The sequence below is a fragment of the Stenotrophomonas acidaminiphila genome (genome assembly GCF_001431595.1).
GTDB lineage: Bacteria > Pseudomonadota > Gammaproteobacteria > Xanthomonadales > Xanthomonadaceae > Stenotrophomonas > Stenotrophomonas acidaminiphila.
In genome coordinates, this window is sequence record NZ_LDJO01000026.1 from 272,548 (window position 1) to 288,034 (window position 15,487).

At 65.8% G+C, this 15,487-nt stretch carries 12 protein-coding genes; all 12 read right to left on the bottom strand.

What is annotated here, in order from left to right; translation table 11 throughout:
* Window positions 1-3: 3 nt before the first annotated feature.
* The 12 genes from rpsS to rpoC all read right to left on the bottom strand — a co-directional run bounded on the left by rpsS (window position 4) and on the right by rpoC (window position 15,427).
* A complete protein-coding gene (gene rpsS, locus ABB33_RS09605; protein ID WP_054663313.1) occupies window positions 4-273 on the bottom strand; it encodes a 30S ribosomal protein S19 in 270 nt (89 codons plus the stop codon).
* 6 nt (window positions 274-279) lie between these two features.
* On the bottom strand, window positions 280-1,107 hold the full coding sequence (gene rplB / locus ABB33_RS09610) for a 50S ribosomal protein L2 (protein ID WP_056931946.1): 828 nt from the start codon (window positions 1,105-1,107) through the stop codon (window positions 280-282).
* 10 nt (window positions 1,108-1,117) lie between these two features.
* Window positions 1,118-1,417, bottom strand: a complete 300-nt coding sequence (gene rplW / locus ABB33_RS09615) for a 50S ribosomal protein L23 (protein WP_054663307.1) — start codon at window positions 1,415-1,417, stop codon at window positions 1,118-1,120.
* Window positions 1,414-2,019, bottom strand: a complete 606-nt coding sequence (rplD, locus tag ABB33_RS09620) for a 50S ribosomal protein L4 (RefSeq protein ID WP_054668595.1) — start codon at window positions 2,017-2,019, stop codon at window positions 1,414-1,416. Before rplD ends, rplW begins: the two co-directional genes overlap by 4 nt.
* 12 nt (window positions 2,020-2,031) lie before the next feature.
* Window positions 2,032-2,682, bottom strand: coding sequence for a 50S ribosomal protein L3 (gene rplC / locus ABB33_RS09625; protein ID WP_054663304.1), 651 nt, complete (start codon window positions 2,680-2,682; stop codon window positions 2,032-2,034).
* A gap of 11 nt (window positions 2,683-2,693) precedes the next feature.
* Window positions 2,694-3,005 (bottom strand): 30S ribosomal protein S10, encoded by a 312-nt coding sequence (rpsJ, locus tag ABB33_RS09630; RefSeq protein ID WP_005408208.1) that lies wholly within the window; start codon window positions 3,003-3,005, stop codon window positions 2,694-2,696.
* A 400-nt stretch (window positions 3,006-3,405) separates the two neighbouring features.
* Window positions 3,406-6,138: a M14 family metallopeptidase gene (locus ABB33_RS09635; RefSeq protein WP_056931947.1), complete on the bottom strand. Its 2,733-nt coding sequence runs from the start codon at window positions 6,136-6,138 to the stop codon at window positions 3,406-3,408.
* 446 nt (window positions 6,139-6,584) lie between these two features.
* Window positions 6,585-7,775 (bottom strand): elongation factor Tu, encoded by a 1,191-nt coding sequence (gene tuf / locus ABB33_RS09640; protein WP_056931948.1) that lies wholly within the window; start codon window positions 7,773-7,775, stop codon window positions 6,585-6,587.
* 54 nt (window positions 7,776-7,829) lie between these two features.
* Complete coding sequence (gene fusA / locus ABB33_RS09645; RefSeq protein ID WP_056931949.1) at window positions 7,830-9,959, bottom strand: elongation factor G; 2,130 nt, start codon at window positions 9,957-9,959, stop codon at window positions 7,830-7,832.
* Between the two features lie 139 nt (window positions 9,960-10,098).
* Window positions 10,099-10,566, bottom strand: a complete 468-nt coding sequence (rpsG, locus tag ABB33_RS09650; protein ID WP_054663297.1) for a 30S ribosomal protein S7 — start codon at window positions 10,564-10,566, stop codon at window positions 10,099-10,101.
* Window positions 10,567-10,578: 12 nt separating this feature from the next.
* On the bottom strand, window positions 10,579-10,953 hold the full coding sequence (rpsL, locus tag ABB33_RS09655; RefSeq protein WP_004145320.1) for a 30S ribosomal protein S12: 375 nt from the start codon (window positions 10,951-10,953) through the stop codon (window positions 10,579-10,581).
* Between the two features lie 250 nt (window positions 10,954-11,203).
* Window positions 11,204-15,427 carry a DNA-directed RNA polymerase subunit beta' gene (rpoC, locus tag ABB33_RS09660; RefSeq protein WP_054663294.1) on the bottom strand — a complete coding sequence of 1,408 codons (4,224 nt, stop codon included), beginning with the start codon at window positions 15,425-15,427 and terminating at the stop codon, window positions 11,204-11,206.
* Window positions 15,428-15,487: the final 60 nt, after the last annotated feature.

Below are 15,487 nucleotides of genomic sequence, written 5' to 3' on the forward strand. Positions count from 1 at the left end.
TCCTTACTTGCCCGACTTCTTGTCAGCACCATGACCCTTGAAGGTCCGGGTGATGGCGAATTCGCCGAGCTTGTGGCCGACCATGTTCTCGTTGATGAGAACCGGTACGTGGTTCTTGCCGTTATGCACGGCGATGGTGACGCCTACCATTTCCGGCAGGATCATCGAACGGCGCGACCAGGTCTTGATCGGCTTCTTGCTGCCCGCAGCGGCCTCCACCTTCTTGACGAGGTGGTGATCGACGAACGGGCCCTTCTTGAGTGAACGTGCCATGGTCGATTAGCCCCTACGATCGCGGACGATGAACTGCTGGGTGCGCTTGTTATGGCGCGTCTTGTAGCCCTTGGTCGGGACACCCCACGGGGTGACCGGATGCGGGTTACCCTGGCCGGCCTTGGCCTCACCACCACCGTGCGGGTGGTCCACCGGGTTCATGGCGGCACCGCGGACGGTCGGGCGGACACCGCGCCAACGCTTGGCGCCGGCCTTGCCCAGCTTCTCCAGGTTGTGCTCGTCGTTGCCGACTTCGCCGATGGTGGCGCGGCACTCGACCGGCACCTTGCGCATTTCACCCGAGCGCAGGCGCAGGGTGGCGTAGATGCCTTCACGAGCCACCAGCTGCACCGAAGCACCGGCGGCGCGGGCGATCTGGGCGCCCTTGCCCGGCTTCAGCTCGATGCCGTGGATGGTGGTACCGACCGGGATGTTGCGCAGCGGCAGGGTGTTGCCGGTCTTGATCGGCGCATGCGCACCGGAGATGACCTGGTCACCCGCCTTCAGGCCCTTCGGGGCGATGATGTAGCGGCGCTCACCGTCGACGTAGCACAGCAGGGCGATGTGGGCGGTGCGGTTCGGATCGTATTCGATGCGTTCCACGCGCGCCGGAATGCCTTCCTTGTTGCGCTTGAAGTCGATGATGCGGTAGTGCTGCTTGTGGCCACCACCAACGTGACGGGTGGTGATGCGGCCGTGGTGGTTGCGACCACCGGACTTGCTCTGCGACTCCACCAGCGCAGCGTGCGGCGCACCCTTGTGCAGATCGGGCGTGACCACGCGCAGGGCCGAGCGGCGGCCTGCGGAGGTGGGCTTGAATTTCATCAATGGCATGGGATGTACCTCAGGCCTTGGCCGTTACATCGATGGACTGGCCATCGGCCAGGCGCACGTACGCCTTGCGCCAATCGCCGCGGCGGCCAGCGCGGTTACGGAAGGACTTGCTCTTGCCCTTGACGTTGACCACGTTGACGGCCTCGACCTTGACGTCGAACAGCTGCTCGACCGCGGCCTTCACATCGGCCTTGGTTGCTTCGTTCGAGACTTCGAAGACGTACTGGTTGGAGAGTTCCTGCAGGCGCGCGGTCTTTTCGGAGACTCGCGGAGCGCGCAGCACGCTGAAGATTTTTTCGTTGCTGCTCATGCCAGCCACTCCTCGACCTTCTTGACCGCATCGGCGGTGATGACGACCGTGTCGGCACCGACCAGAGCGACCGGATCCAGACCCTGGACGTCACGCACCTGCACGTAGGGCAGGTTGCGGGCCGACAGGTACAGATGCTCGGAAGCCTCTTCGGTGACGATCAGCGGACGCTTGCCCACTTCCAGGCCAGCCAGCTTGCCGATCAGACCCTTGGTGCTGGTCGCTTCCACGTCGAAGGACTCGACGATGGTCAGGCGGCCCTGGCGGTTCAGCTCGGACAGGATGGCGCACATGGCGGCGCGGTACTGCTTGCGGTTGACCTTCTGCTCGAAGCTGCGCGGCTTGGCCGCGAAGGTGACGCCACCGCCGACGAAGATCGGAGCGGTCAGGGCACCGTGGCGAGCGCCACCACCCTTCTGCTTCTTCGACTTCTTGGTGGTGCCGGCCACTTCAGAGCGCGTCTTCTGTGCCTTGGTACCGGCGCGAGCGGCGTTGCGGTAGGCAACGACGACCTGGTGGACCAGATCTTCGCTGAAATCGCGACCGAACACGGCTTCGGAGACCGAGACCTTGTTGTTGCTACCCGTGATAACGAGTTCCATCGTCATCTCTCCTTATGCCTTGCTCGCCGGACGCACGATCACGTCGCCACCGGCAGCACCCGGAACGGCACCACGGACGGCAATCAGACCACGCTCGACGTCGACCTTGACCACTTCCAGGTTCTGCGTGCTCTGCTGCACGGCACCCATGTGGCCGGCCATCTTCTTGCCCGGGAAAACGCGACCCGGGGTCTGGCGCTGGCCCAACGAACCCGGCGCGCGATGCGACAGCGAGTTACCGTGGGTGGCGTCGCCCATGGTGAAGTTGTAGCGCTTGATGGTGCCCTGGAAGCCCTTGCCCTTGGTGACACCCTGGACGTCGACCTTCTGGCCAACGGCAAAGATGTCCGCCTTGACTTCGCCACCGACGGCGTAATCGCCGATCTGGGCGTCCTCGACGCGGAATTCCCACAGGCCACGGCCGGCTTCGACCTTGGCCTTGGCGAAGTGGCCGGCTTCCGGCTTGTTCACCAGGGCGGCGCGACGGGCGCCGACGGTCACCTGCACGGCGCTGTAGCCGTCGGTTTCGACGGTCTTGACCTGCGCGATGCGGTTCGGGGTGGCTTCGATCAGGGTCACCGGGATGGACTGGCCGTCCTCGGTGAAAACGCGGCTCATGCCGGCCTTGCGGCCCACGAAGCCCAACGAATACTTCTTCGTCATGGTCGCAGTCCTCAGGTCAGCTTGATCTGAACGTCGACGCCGGCAGCCAGTTCGAGCTTCATCAGCGCGTCCACGGTCTTGTCGTTGGGGTCGACGATGTCGAGCACGCGCTTGTGCGTGCGGGTTTCGTACTGGTCACGCGCGTCCTTGTCGACGTGCGGGGAAACCAGAACGGTGTAACGTTCGATCTTGGTAGGCAGCGGGATCGGGCCACGCACTTGCGCGCCGGTCCGCTTGGCCGTTTCAACGATCTCGCTGGCCGAGCGGTCGATCAAGCGATGATCGAACGCCTTCAGCCGAATCCGGATCTTTTGGTCCGCCATGACGGTGTTCCTATAGGTCTAAAGAGCGACAGGCCCGGCCTCTTGTGTACCGGACCCCATGAATGCGCGGCGATATCCACCAGGCCGCCGCGCGAATCCCTTCAAAACAGCAAGGCGGCCCGGTTACCCGGCCCGCCCCAGACACAAACAAACGCGCAGAAAGCGCCCCGATGCCCTGGAGCGACCCACGCGACCTGTCCTTAGTCTGGCGAATACGAAGCGCGTCCTGCCCTTCATTTCGCTGGTTGCGGAGCCCATGCAAGCATGAGTCCCGCGAGTGGTCGTGCATTCTGTCAGCATTCCCGGGGCTTTGCAAGTCCCGGGCACCGCCTGCCTCTTGCGCTTCAGCTGCCGGCCATGCTTGGCCGGCGGCGCCGGGGGCCATGCCGGCCCCGGCGCCTCATTCCGGGTCGGCCCCGGCCTGCAGCAGGCTGTTGAACAGCAGCTTGAACGAGCCGTGGGCCTGCGCACGGAAGGTGATGTCGGTGCCGAAGAAGGTCAGGCGCCCGGCGCCGACATCAGCCTCGGCGGCCAGCACCCCGCCCTGCAGGTATTCCTGGCCCCAGGCCCAGCCGCTGCGCAGCGGGGTGGCCGTATCGAAGCGCAACAGCGGGCGGATGTCGGTGCGGCCGGCCGGCAGGTCGAACACCGGCGCATTGTCCCAGCGGCCGTCGGAGAAGTACACATCCAGCCGCTGCGGCAGCCCCCAGGCAAGCGGCCGCGACTTGTCCACCGCGACCTGCAGCACGCTGCCGGGGATGTAGTACTCGCGCTGGCTCAGCGCACGCGGCTGGCCGTCGGCACCGGTCGACTGCAGATGACTGCGCAGCGGCAGACCCAACTGCAGCGCCAGTCCACTGGACGAGCCGGTTGCCACGACATGGCCACCGGCCTGCAGGAAACGGCGCAGTGCGGCGACCGCGGCCTCGCCCTGCAGTTCGCCGAGCAGCGGGTGGAACTCGGCCGGAATGGTGGCCGGATCCGGCGAGGCCGGTACGCGTCCGGCCTTGCCCTCGACCGCCAGCTCCGCCGGCAGCGGCAGCGCGCCGCTGGGCAGGATCAGCACATCGAACCGGCTGCGCAGGTCGTCATCGAGGATCTGCCGCGGATACACCACCTCGTAATCGAAGCCGAAGCTGTCCAGGACCAGCCGGGTCCAACCGGACACCATGGAGCCGCCGTAGTGGTCCCACAGCGCGATCCGCGGCGCCTTCACCGGTACCCCGCCAGTGACGCGCCGGTCGGCGGCAAGCGCCCGCACGCCGGTCCCGCGCAGGGCGGTGGCCAGCGCTTCGGGTGCGGCCGCCGGCACGAAGAAGGCGCCATCGCGGTCCTGCAGGCGCCGCACCGGCACGCCCGCCTTCAGCAGGCGATTGACCGCGATCACGCTGTTGTTGGCACGCGCATCGAGCAGGTAGCCATTGGCCGAACCCGGCACCGGCACATCGGCCGGCACCTGCAGCTGCCCGGCCGGCAGCGCCTCGAACGGGCCGTCGAAGCCCTCCAGCACGCGGTCGAAGGCCACGCCCATCTGGAAGGCCAGCGTCCAGCCGGCCGAGTCGTAGGGCGCGATCGGCGGACCGCCCTCGTACTCGAAATCATGTGGATGGTCCTGCGGCTCGAACATGTCCAGCACGTGCGGCCGGAAGGCCTGGTCGGCCCGGACCACGAACGAGCCGGCCGGGTACCTGCGACCGGCCACCACGAACGGCCGGCTGGCGCGTGATACCTCGACGCCCGCCAGCTGCAGCGCATTGACGAAGGCCGTCGCGGTCGGGAAGTCCGCCTGGTCGGCCGGAATTATGTAGCCGCGCGGGTCACGCTGGTCCGGGCTGCGCAGCAGCGCCTGCACCTGGCCCGCATCGAGCTCCGCGGCGGGCTTGCCGTCCTTGCCGGCGGCCGTGCGGGCCCTAGCCAACGCGCTCGGGCGCGGGGTCCAGGTATCGCGGCTGCCGCGCTCGATGGAATTGCGGCCCATGCGGTAGATGTTCCACAGCAGTTGCTCGCGATTGCGCGAGGCATAGTCCAGCAACGCCCAGTTGGCGGTCAGGCTGTAGTCGATGGACTGGCGGAAATGCCAGGTCTGTGCCGGCACCGGCGCCGGCAGGTTGCTGTCAGGCAGTTGCCGCTCCGGCAGGAACGGGATCTGCATCGGCGTCGGGTTGCCGGTGATCTCGGTCAGCACGCCGAGCATGTTGTGGAAGTACGGCATGGTGCGCAGGCCGCCATTCCACCAGGTGGAATACACGCTGCCGCCCTTGGATACCGCACCGGGCTTGCCTTCCTGCAGGTAACGCAGGTTCATGGCCGACCCCAGCGCCTCCAGCCCGACCGGGATCATCGCGTCGATGTTGTAGTTGTAGGGATCGCGATACGGCGGGATGACGATGACCGTGCCCTTGGGCGAGGTCTGGTGGTGGTTGTAGACGATCTGCGGGTACCAGCGCGTATACATGGCCAGGTTGAGGTTGCGCGTTTCCTGCAGCGCGGCCATGTAGAAATCACGGTTGTTGTCGTGCCCGGCGTACTTCTGGTAGAGGCGCGGCGGCTTGTCGAGCATGCGCCTGGCCGGCACCGGCTCGCGCATGTACCAGTCCGAGTACAGCTCCTGCCCGTCCGGGTTGGCATGGACCAGCAGGATGATGGTGTCGTCGAGGATGCGGCGGGTCTCGGCGTCGTCGCGGCTGGCCAGCTGCCACACGGTCTCGATCAGCTGGTGCGCGCCGACCGTTTCGTTGGCATGCAGGCCACCGTCGATCCACACCACCGCCTTGCCCTGCTCCGCCAGCCCGCGCGCGACCGCGGCGTCGTCGCGTGCCCGCGCCAGCCGCTCGGAGATGGCGCGGTACTCGTCGAGGCGCGCCAGGTTGGCCGGCGCGGAAGCAATCAGCATCAGCTGTGGGCGCCCTTCCGAAGTCCTGCCCAGCTCCACCAGCCGGAAGCGGTCCGACGTGGCCGCGACCTTCCGGAAATAGGCTTCGGTCTGGGTGTAGTTGGCGAGCATGTAGTCGTCGCCGATGGTGAAGCCGAAGTGTTCCTTCGGTGCCGGCGCCGCCGCCTGCGCCACCGCCGCGAACGCCGCCAGCGCCACTGCAAGCGCCCGGCGCCGCCCCTGTCCCACTGCTCGCAACATCCGTCTTCTCCTCGCGTCTGTCCTGCCGGCGGCCGACGCCGCCACATGCGGCACCTTAGGTGCATCCATCGCCGGATTCACGTAGCGAAGGTCATGCCGGCCGTACCGGATTCCGGCGTGCCGTGCGCACCCCATGGATACAAGAGCAGGGAAGCAGGCGTTTTCCGCCATCGGCGAGGGCAAGGCGCGGCAGCCGATGTCGCCGCCGGGGCACGGCCCGACACCTGCCATGCACCCCGCGCCCGCCCGCGCATGCGCCAACCCAGCCAGCCACCAGGACGCGGACTTGGCTGCGGATGCCACGGCCCGGGCATGCGGCAGGGGCGCCTGCCGGCACTGCCATGCGCCCGCTCCGGCAAGACCGCCGGCATCCGGCGGCGACAACGAAAAAGGGCGGCCCGGAGGCCGCCCTTGTCCGACGCTCCCCGCGAACGGGGAAAACGCGATTACTTGGTGATCTTGGCGACGACGCCGGCGCCGACGGTGCGGCCGCCCTCGCGGATGGCGAAGCGCAGGCCTTCGTCCATCGCCACCGGGTTGATCAGCGTGACCGACATCTTCACGTTGTCGCCCGGCATCACCATCTCGACGCCTTCCGGCAGCTGCACGGCGCCGGTGATGTCGGTGGTACGGAAGTAGAACTGCGGACGGTAGCCCTTGAAGAACGGGGTGTGACGGCCACCTTCGTCCTTGGACAGCACGTACACCTCGGCTTCGAACTCGGTGTGCGGGGTGATCGAACCCGGCTTGGCCAGCACCTGGCCGCGCTCCACGTCGTCACGCTTGGTGCCGCGCAGCAGAAGGCCCGCGTTGTCGCCCGCCTGGCCCTGGTCCAGCAGCTTGCGGAACATTTCCACGCCGGTCACGGTGGTCTTCTGGGTCGGACGGATGCCGACGATTTCGATTTCGTCACCCACCTTGATGATGCCGCGCTCGATACGGCCGGTCACCACGGTGCCGCGGCCCGAGATCGAGAACACGTCTTCCACCGGCATCAGGAACGGCTTGTCGATGTCGCGCTCCGGGGTCGGGATCCAGCTGTCCAGGGCATCGACCAGCTTCAGGATCGCCGGCACGCCGATGTCGCTCTGGTCGCCTTCCAGCGCCAGGCGGGCCGAACCGTGCACGATCGGGGTGTCATCGCCCGGGAAGTCGTACTTGCTCAGCAGCTCGCGCACTTCCATCTCGACCAGTTCCAGCAGCTCGGCGTCGTCCACCATGTCGGCCTTGTTCAGGAACACGACGATGTACGGCACGCCAACCTGGCGCGACAGCAGGATGTGCTCGCGGGTCTGCGGCATCGGGCCGTCAGCGGCCGAGCACACCAGGATCGCGCCGTCCATCTGCGCCGCACCGGTGATCATGTTCTTCACGTAGTCGGCGTGGCCCGGGCAGTCCACGTGGGCGTAGTGGCGGGTCGCGGATTCATACTCGACGTGCGCGGTCGAGATCGTGATGCCACGCGCCTTCTCTTCCGGCGCGGCGTCGATCGAGGAGTAGTCCTTGAACTCGCCACCGAAACGCTCGGCACCGATCTTGGTCAGCGCGGCGGTCAGCGTGGTCTTGCCATGGTCGACGTGGCCGATGGTGCCGACGTTGACGTGCGGCTTGGTACGCTCGAACTTACCCTTGGACATTTTGATATTCCTTGATTAGCTGAAAGTTGTGTGGAGAACCTGAGCCCCGCGGGCTCAGGCCTTCTTGATGACGGTTTCGGCGATGTTGTTCGGCGCCGGCTCGTAGTGGTCGAACTCCATCGAGAACGTGGCGCGACCCTGGGTCATCGAGCGCAGCTGGGTGGCGTAACCGAACATTTCGCCCAGCGGGATCATCGCATTGATGACAACGCCCGAAACGCTGGTGTCCGAACCCTGCAGCACGCCGCGGCGACGGCTCACGTCGCCCATCACGTCGCCCTGGTAGTCCTCCGGGGTCACGATCTCGACCTTCATGATCGGCTCCAGCAGCACCGGCTTGGCCTTGGCGAAGCCCTGCTTGAACGCCATCGAGGCAGCCAGCTTGAACGCCATTTCCGAGGAGTCGACGTCGTGGTACGAACCGAACACCAGCTTGACCTTCACGTCCACCACCGGGAAGCCGGCCAGCGGGCCGCTGGTGATGGTCTCGCGCAGGCCCTTTTCGACCGACGGGATGAATTCCTTCGGAATCACGCCACCGGTGATCTCGTTCAGGAACAGGAAGTCGTCCTTGATGTCGGCGCCGTGCTTCTCGCGGTCGGCGGCGGTGATCGGGGACATTTCGATCACGACGTGACCGTACTGGCCCTTACCACCGGACTGCTTGGCGTGCTTGTAGTCCGACTTCACGTCCGCGGCCTGGATGGTTTCGCGGTACGCGACCTGCGGCTTGCCGACGTTGGCTTCGACGTTGAACTCGCGCTTCAGGCGGTCGACGATGATGTCCAGGTGCAGCTCGCCCATGCCCGAGATGATCGTCTGGCCCGACTCTTCGTCGGTCTTGACGCGGAACGACGGGTCTTCCTGCGCCAGACGGCCCAGGGCCATGCCCATCTTTTCCTGGTCGGACTTGGTCTTCGGCTCGACCGCCATGGAGATCACCGGCTCCGGGAACGCCATGCGCTCCAGGACGATCGGGGCGTCGATGGCGCACAGGGTGTCACCGGTGGTGACGTCCTTCAGGCCCACCGCCGCGGCGATGTCGCCGGCCAGCACTTCCTTGATCTCTTCGCGGTTGTTGGAGTGCATCTGCAGCACGCGGCCGATGCGCTCCTTCTTGTTGCGCACCGAGTTCAGCACCTGGTCGCCGGCGTTCAGCACGCCCGAGTAGACGCGGAAGAAGGTCAGCGAACCGACGAACGGGTCGGTCATGATCTTGAACGCCAGCGCCGAGAACGGGGCCTTGTCGCTGGATTCGCGCGACATTTCCTTGGTCTCGTCGTCGATGTCGGTGCCCTTGACCGACGGCACGTCGACCGGCGACGGCAGCAGCTTGATGACGCCGTCGAGCATGGCCTGCACGCCCTTGTTCTTGAACGCCGAGCCGCAGAACATCGGCACGATCTCGGTCGCCAGCGTACGGATACGCAGGGCGTTGTAGATCTCGTCCTCGGTCAGCTCTTCGCCGCCCAGGTACTTCTCCATCAGCTCTTCGCTGGCTTCGGCGGCCGACTCGACCATGAACGCGCGCGCTTCCTCGGCCTGGGCCTGCAGCTCGGCCGGGATGTCGCGGTACTCGAAGCTCATGCCCTGGGACTTCTCGTCCCACGCGATGGCCTTCATCTTCACCAGGTCGACCACGCCTTGGAAGTTGTCCTCGGCACCCACCGGGATCTGCATCGGCACCGGCACCGCGCCCAGGCGGGCCTTCAGCTGGTCACGGACCTTGAAGAAGTTGGCGCCGGTGCGGTCCATCTTGTTGACGAACGCGATGCGCGGCACGTGGTACTTGTTGGCCTGGCGCCACACGGTCTCGGACTGCGGCTGCACGCCACCGACGGCGCACAGCACGAACACCGCGCCGTCGAGCACGCGCAGCGAACGCTCGACTTCGATGGTGAAGTCGACGTGCCCGGGGGTATCGATGATGTTGAAGCGGTGCTCCGGCATGGACTTGTCCATGCCCTTCCAGAACGCGGTGGTGGCAGCGGACTGGATCGTGATGCCACGCTCCTGCTCCTGCTCCATCCAGTCCATGGTGGCGGCGCCATCGTGCACCTCACCCAGCTTGTGGCTCTTGCCGGTGTAGAACAGGATGCGCTCGGACGTGGTGGTCTTGCCGGCATCGATGTGGGCCATGATGCCGAAGTTGCGGTAACGCTCGATGGGAGTGGTGCGGGCCACGGGGAGCCTCTCAGATTTTTCGGATTTCGGAATGGCCGAACGCCGCCTTTCGGCGGCCTTCGGGTTGACGCGGCGATTCTGTCACCGCGAGGTGACACCCAGATGGTGTCACCGGCCTGTGTTCACAAGGCCGTCAAACTCACCAGCGGTAGTGCGCGAACGCCTTGTTCGCTTCCGCCATGCGGTGGGTTTCTTCACGCTTCTTGATGGCGCCGCCACGGTTTTCCGAGGCGTCCAGCAGCTCGGCAGCCAGCTTGCGCGGCATCGAGTTCTCGCCACGCTTGCGGGCCGACTCGATCAGCCAGCGCATCGCCAGGGCCATCTTGCGCGAGGCGCGCACTTCGACCGGCACCTGGTAGGTGGCGCCGCCGACGCGGCGGGACTTCACTTCGACGGCCGGAGCCACGTTGTCCAGTGCCTTCTGCACCAGCTCGACGGCATTCGGATTCTTTTCGCCGATCACGTCCATGGCGCCGTACACGATCTTCTCGGCGACCGACTTCTTGCCGCTCTGCATGACCATGTTGATGAAGCGGGCGATGGTTTCGCTTCCGTGCTTCGGATCGGGCAGGACGGAACGCTGCGGAGTATTACCCTTACGCGACATAGTGCTCTCTCCTTAGGCCTTCGGACGCTTGGCGCCGTACTTGGAACGGGCCTGGCGACGCTTGGCGACGCCGGCGGCGTCGAGCGAGCCACGAACGGTGTGGTAACGCACACCCGGCAGGTCCTTGACGCGACCGCCGCGGATCAGGACCACGGAGTGCTCCTGCAGGTTGTGGCCTTCACCACCGATGTAGGAAATCACCTCTTCCTGGTTGGTCAGGCGGACCTTGGCAACCTTGCGCAGAGCCGAGTTCGGCTTCTTCGGGGTGGTGGTGTAGACACGGGTGCAGACGCCACGGCGCTGCGGGCACTTGTCGAGCGCCGGCGAGGCACTCTTGTAGGTGGTCGCTTGCCGCGGCTTGCGGACCAGCTGGTTGATCGTCGCCATCAGTAGGTTCTTCTGATTGGGGCCGCAAAAACGGCCAGATGCGGAAAATGGAAAGCAGGCCCGAAATTCAGGCCTGCCGAGACAGACGATTGTAGCAACCCGTCCAGAACGCAGTCAAACGCGCTCCTTCCAGGCCAGCCCTGATCCCGGGCCGTTACAGGGGGGCCTCCATGTACCCCGTTCAGGTTGAACTGCCGGCCGGTCCTGGCCGGCAGTTCTTCAAAGCGCCCGGCCAATGGCCGGACCTACCTCATTCCTCGCCGCCTGCAGCCTGTTCAGCTTCAGCCGGTGCAACCTCCGACTCGATCACCGCCGTACCGGCCAGGGTCTCGATCTCCGACTCGGTCAGGCCGGAGGCGCCGCGACGGCGCTTGGTGTGGTACGCAAGGCCGGTACCCGCCGGAATCAGGCGGCCGACGATGACGTTTTCCTTCAGGCCGCGCAGGTTGTCCGCGGTGCCGCGCACGGCCGCCTCGGTCAGCACGCGGGTAGTCTCCTGGAACGACGCGGCCGAGATGAACGACTCGGTCGCCAGCGAGGCCTTGGTGATGCCCAGCAGCACCGGCTCGAAACGCGCCGGCAGTTCGTTGCGGGTCGCCAGCTTGGCATTTTCCTCGATCACGCGCTGGCGCTCGGCCTGCTCGCCATTGAGGAACTTGCTGCTGCCCTGGTCGACGATCTCGACCTTGCGCAGCATCTGGCGCGAGATCACCTCGATGTGCTTGTCGTTGATCTTCACGCCCTGCAGGCGGTACACGTCCTGGATTTCCTTGACCAGGTAGCGCGCCAGTTCCTCCACGCCCTTCAGGCGCAGGATGTCCTGCGGGCTCGGCTCGCCGTCCACGATGGTTTCACCGCGGCTGACGTGCTCGCCTTCGAACACGATGATCTGGCGGTACTTCGGAATCAGCTCCTCGTGCTCGGAACCATCGGTGTCCTTGATGATCAGGCGCTGCTTGCCCTTGGTGTCCTTGCCGAAGCTGATGATGCCCGAACGCTCGGCCAGGATCGCCGGATCCTTCGGCTTGCGCGCCTCGAACAGGTCGGCCACGCGCGGCAGACCACCGGTGATGTCACGGGTCTTGGACGCTTCCTGCGGGATCTTGGCGACCACGTCGCCCACGCCCACCGGGGCGCCATCCTGCAGGTTGACGATCGAGCGCGGCGGTAGCAGGTACTGCGCCGGCAGGTCGGTGCCCGGGATGGTCAGGTCGTTGCCCTTGCCATCGACGATGCGCACCAGCGGACGCAGATCCTTGGCCTGCGAACCACGGCGCTTGGGATCGGTGATCTCGCGCGAGGCCAGGCCGGTCAGCTCGTCGGTCTTCTCGATGACGGTGACGCCGTCGATGAAGTCGATGAAGCGGATGAAGCCGGCCACTTCCGACACGATCGGGTGGTTGTGCGGATCCCAGTTGGCCACGGTCTGGCCAGCCTTGATCTCGGCACCGTCCTTGACCGTGATGGTGGCACCGTACGGCAGCTTGTAGCGCTCGCGCTCGCGGCCGTGGGCGTCGAGCACCGACACTTCGCCCGAACGCGACACCGCCACCAGCGAACCGTTGGCATGGTCGACGTGCTTGAGGTTGTTGAACTTCACCGAACCGGTGGTCTTGACCGTGATGTTGTCCACCGCCGCCGCACGCGACGCCGCGCCACCGATGTGGAACGTACGCATGGTCAGCTGGGTACCCGGCTCGCCGATCGACTGCGCGGCGATGACGCCGACCGCTTCGCCGATGTTGACCAGGTGGCCACGGGCCAGGTCGCGGCCGTAGCAGCGCGAGCACACGCCGAACGAGCTTTCGCAGGTGATGGTCGAGCGCACCTTGATCGACTGGACGCCGGCATCCTCGAGCTTCTGCACCCAGGCTTCGTCGAGCAGCGTGTTGCGGGTGACGATCGGATCCTCGTCGTTGCCCGGCAGGAACACGTCCTCGGCCACGACGCGGCCCAGCACGCGGTCCTTCAGCGGCTCGACCACGTCGCCGCCTTCCACGATCGGGGTCATGGTCAGGCCGTCGACGGTGCCGCAGTCGACTTCGGTGATCACCACGTCCTGCGCCACGTCGACCAGGCGACGGGTCAGGTAACCGGAGTTGGCGGTCTTCAGCGCGGTATCGGCCAGACCCTTACGGGCACCGTGGGTGGAGTTGAAGTACTCCTGCACGTTCAGGCCTTCGCGGAAGTTCGCCTTGATGGGCGTCTCGATGATCGAGCCGTCCGGGCGGGCCATCAGGCCACGCATGCCGGCCAGCTGGCGGATCTGCGCCTGGCTACCACGGGCGCCGGAGTCGGCCATGATGTACAGCGAGTTCATCGACTTCTGGTCGACCAGCTTGCCCTCGCCGTCCTCGACCTTCTCGGTACCGATGGTTTCCATCATCGCCTTGGCGATGCGCTCGTTGGTACGCGACCAGATGTCGACCACCTTGTTGTAGCGCTCGCCGGCGGTGACCAGGCCCGACTGGTACTGTTCCTGGATTTCCAGCACTTCCTGCTCGGCTTCGCCCAGGATGCCCTTCTTCTCGTCCGGGATGAGCATGTCGTCGATGCCGATCGACACGCCGGCGCGGGTCGCGTAGGCGTAGCCGGTGTACATCAGCTTGTCGGCGAACACCACGGTGTCCTTCAGGCCGAGCAGGCGGTAGCTCTGGTTGATCAGGCGCGAGATGTTCTTCTTGGTCATCTCGGTGTTGCACAGCTCGAACGGCAGGCCCTCGGGCATGATCTCGCTCAGCAGCGCACGACCGACGGTGGTGTCCTGGATCGAGGTCTTGCTGACCTTGTTGCCCTGCTCGTCGCGCTCGACCTGGGTGATGCGCACCTTGACCTTGGCGTGCAGCTCGACCACGCGGTTGTCGTAGGCGCGCTTCACTTCGTTGGTGTTGGCGAACACCATGCCCTCGCCCTTCTTGTTGATCAGGGCGCGGCTGAGGTAGTACAGGCCCAACACCACGTCCTGCGACGGCACGATGATCGGCTCGCCGTTGGCCGGCGACAGGATGTTGTTGGTGGACATCATCAGCGCACGCGCTTCCAGCTGAGCTTCCAGCGAAAGCGGCACGTGCACGGCCATCTGGTCACCGTCGAAGTCGGCGTTGAACGCGGTGCAGACCAGCGGGTGCAGCTGGATGGCCTTGCCCTCGATCAGCAGCGGCTCGAACGCCTGGATGCCGAGGCGGTGCAGGGTCGGCGCGCGGTTCAGCAGCACCGGATGCTCGCGGATGACTTCTTCCAGGATGTCCCAGACCTCGCCTTCCTCGCGCTCGACCAGCTTCTTGGCGGCCTTGATGGTGGTGGCCAGGCCGCGACGCTGCAGCTTGGCGAACACGAACGGCTTGAACAGCTCCAGCGCCATCTTCTTCGGCAGGCCGCACTGGTGCAGCTTCAGGTACGGACCCACGGTGATGACCGAACGGCCCGAGTAGTCGACGCGCTTGCCCAGCAGGTTCTGGCGGAAGCGACCCTGCTTGCCCTTGATCATGTCGGCCAGCGACTTGAGCGGGCGCTTGTTGGTGCCGGTGATGGCACGGCCGCGGCGGCCGTTGTCCAACAGGGCGTCAACCGATTCCTGCAGCATGCGCTTTTCGTTGCGCACGATGATGTCCGGAGCGTTGAGCTCCAGCAGGCGGCGCAGGCGGTTGTTGCGGTTGATGACGCGGCGGTACAGGTCGTTCAGGTCGGAGGTCGCGAAGCGGCCGCCGTCCAGCGGAACCAGCGGGCGCAGGTCCGGCGGCAGCACCGGCAGCACGGTCATGACCATCCATTCCGGACGGTTGCCCGACTCCAGGAAGGCCTCGACCAGCTTGATGCGCTTGGTCAGGCGCTTGAGCTTGGTTTCCGAACCGGTGGAGGCGATCTCCTCCTTCAGCTTCACCATCTCGGCCTGCAGGTCGATGGTGCGCAGCAGTTCGTACACGGCCTCGGCGCCCATGGCGGCGTCGAAGTCGTCACCGTGCTCCTGGCGCGCCTGCAGGTACTGCTCTTCGGTCAGCAGCTGGCGGCGTTCCAGGGCGGTCAGGCCCGGCTCGGTCACCACGTACGCTTCGAAGTACAGCACGCGCTCGATGTCGCGCAGGGTCATGTCCAGCATCAGGCCGATGCGCGACGGCAGCGACTTGAGGAACCAGATGTGGGCGACCGGCGAAGCCAGGTCGATATGGCCCATGCGCTCGCGGCGCACCTTGGCCAGGGTCACTTCGGTGCCGCACTTCTCGCACACGACGCCGCGGTGCTTCATGCGCTTGTACTTGCCGCACAGGCACTCGTAGTCCTTCACCGGGCCGAAGATGGCGGCGCAGAACAGGCCGTCGCGTTCCGGCTTGAAGGTACGGTAATTGATGGTTTCCGGCTTCTTCACCTCGCCGAAGGACCAGGAGCGGATCAGGTCCGGCGAAGCCAGGCCGATCTTGATCGCGTCGAAGTCCAGCGTCTGGCGCTGCTGGTTGAAGAGATTGAGCAGGTCTTTCATGGTGTTCTCCGAAAGGAGGAATGCTGTGTCGATGGGCTGTCAGGTGGCTGCCGGCGGCGC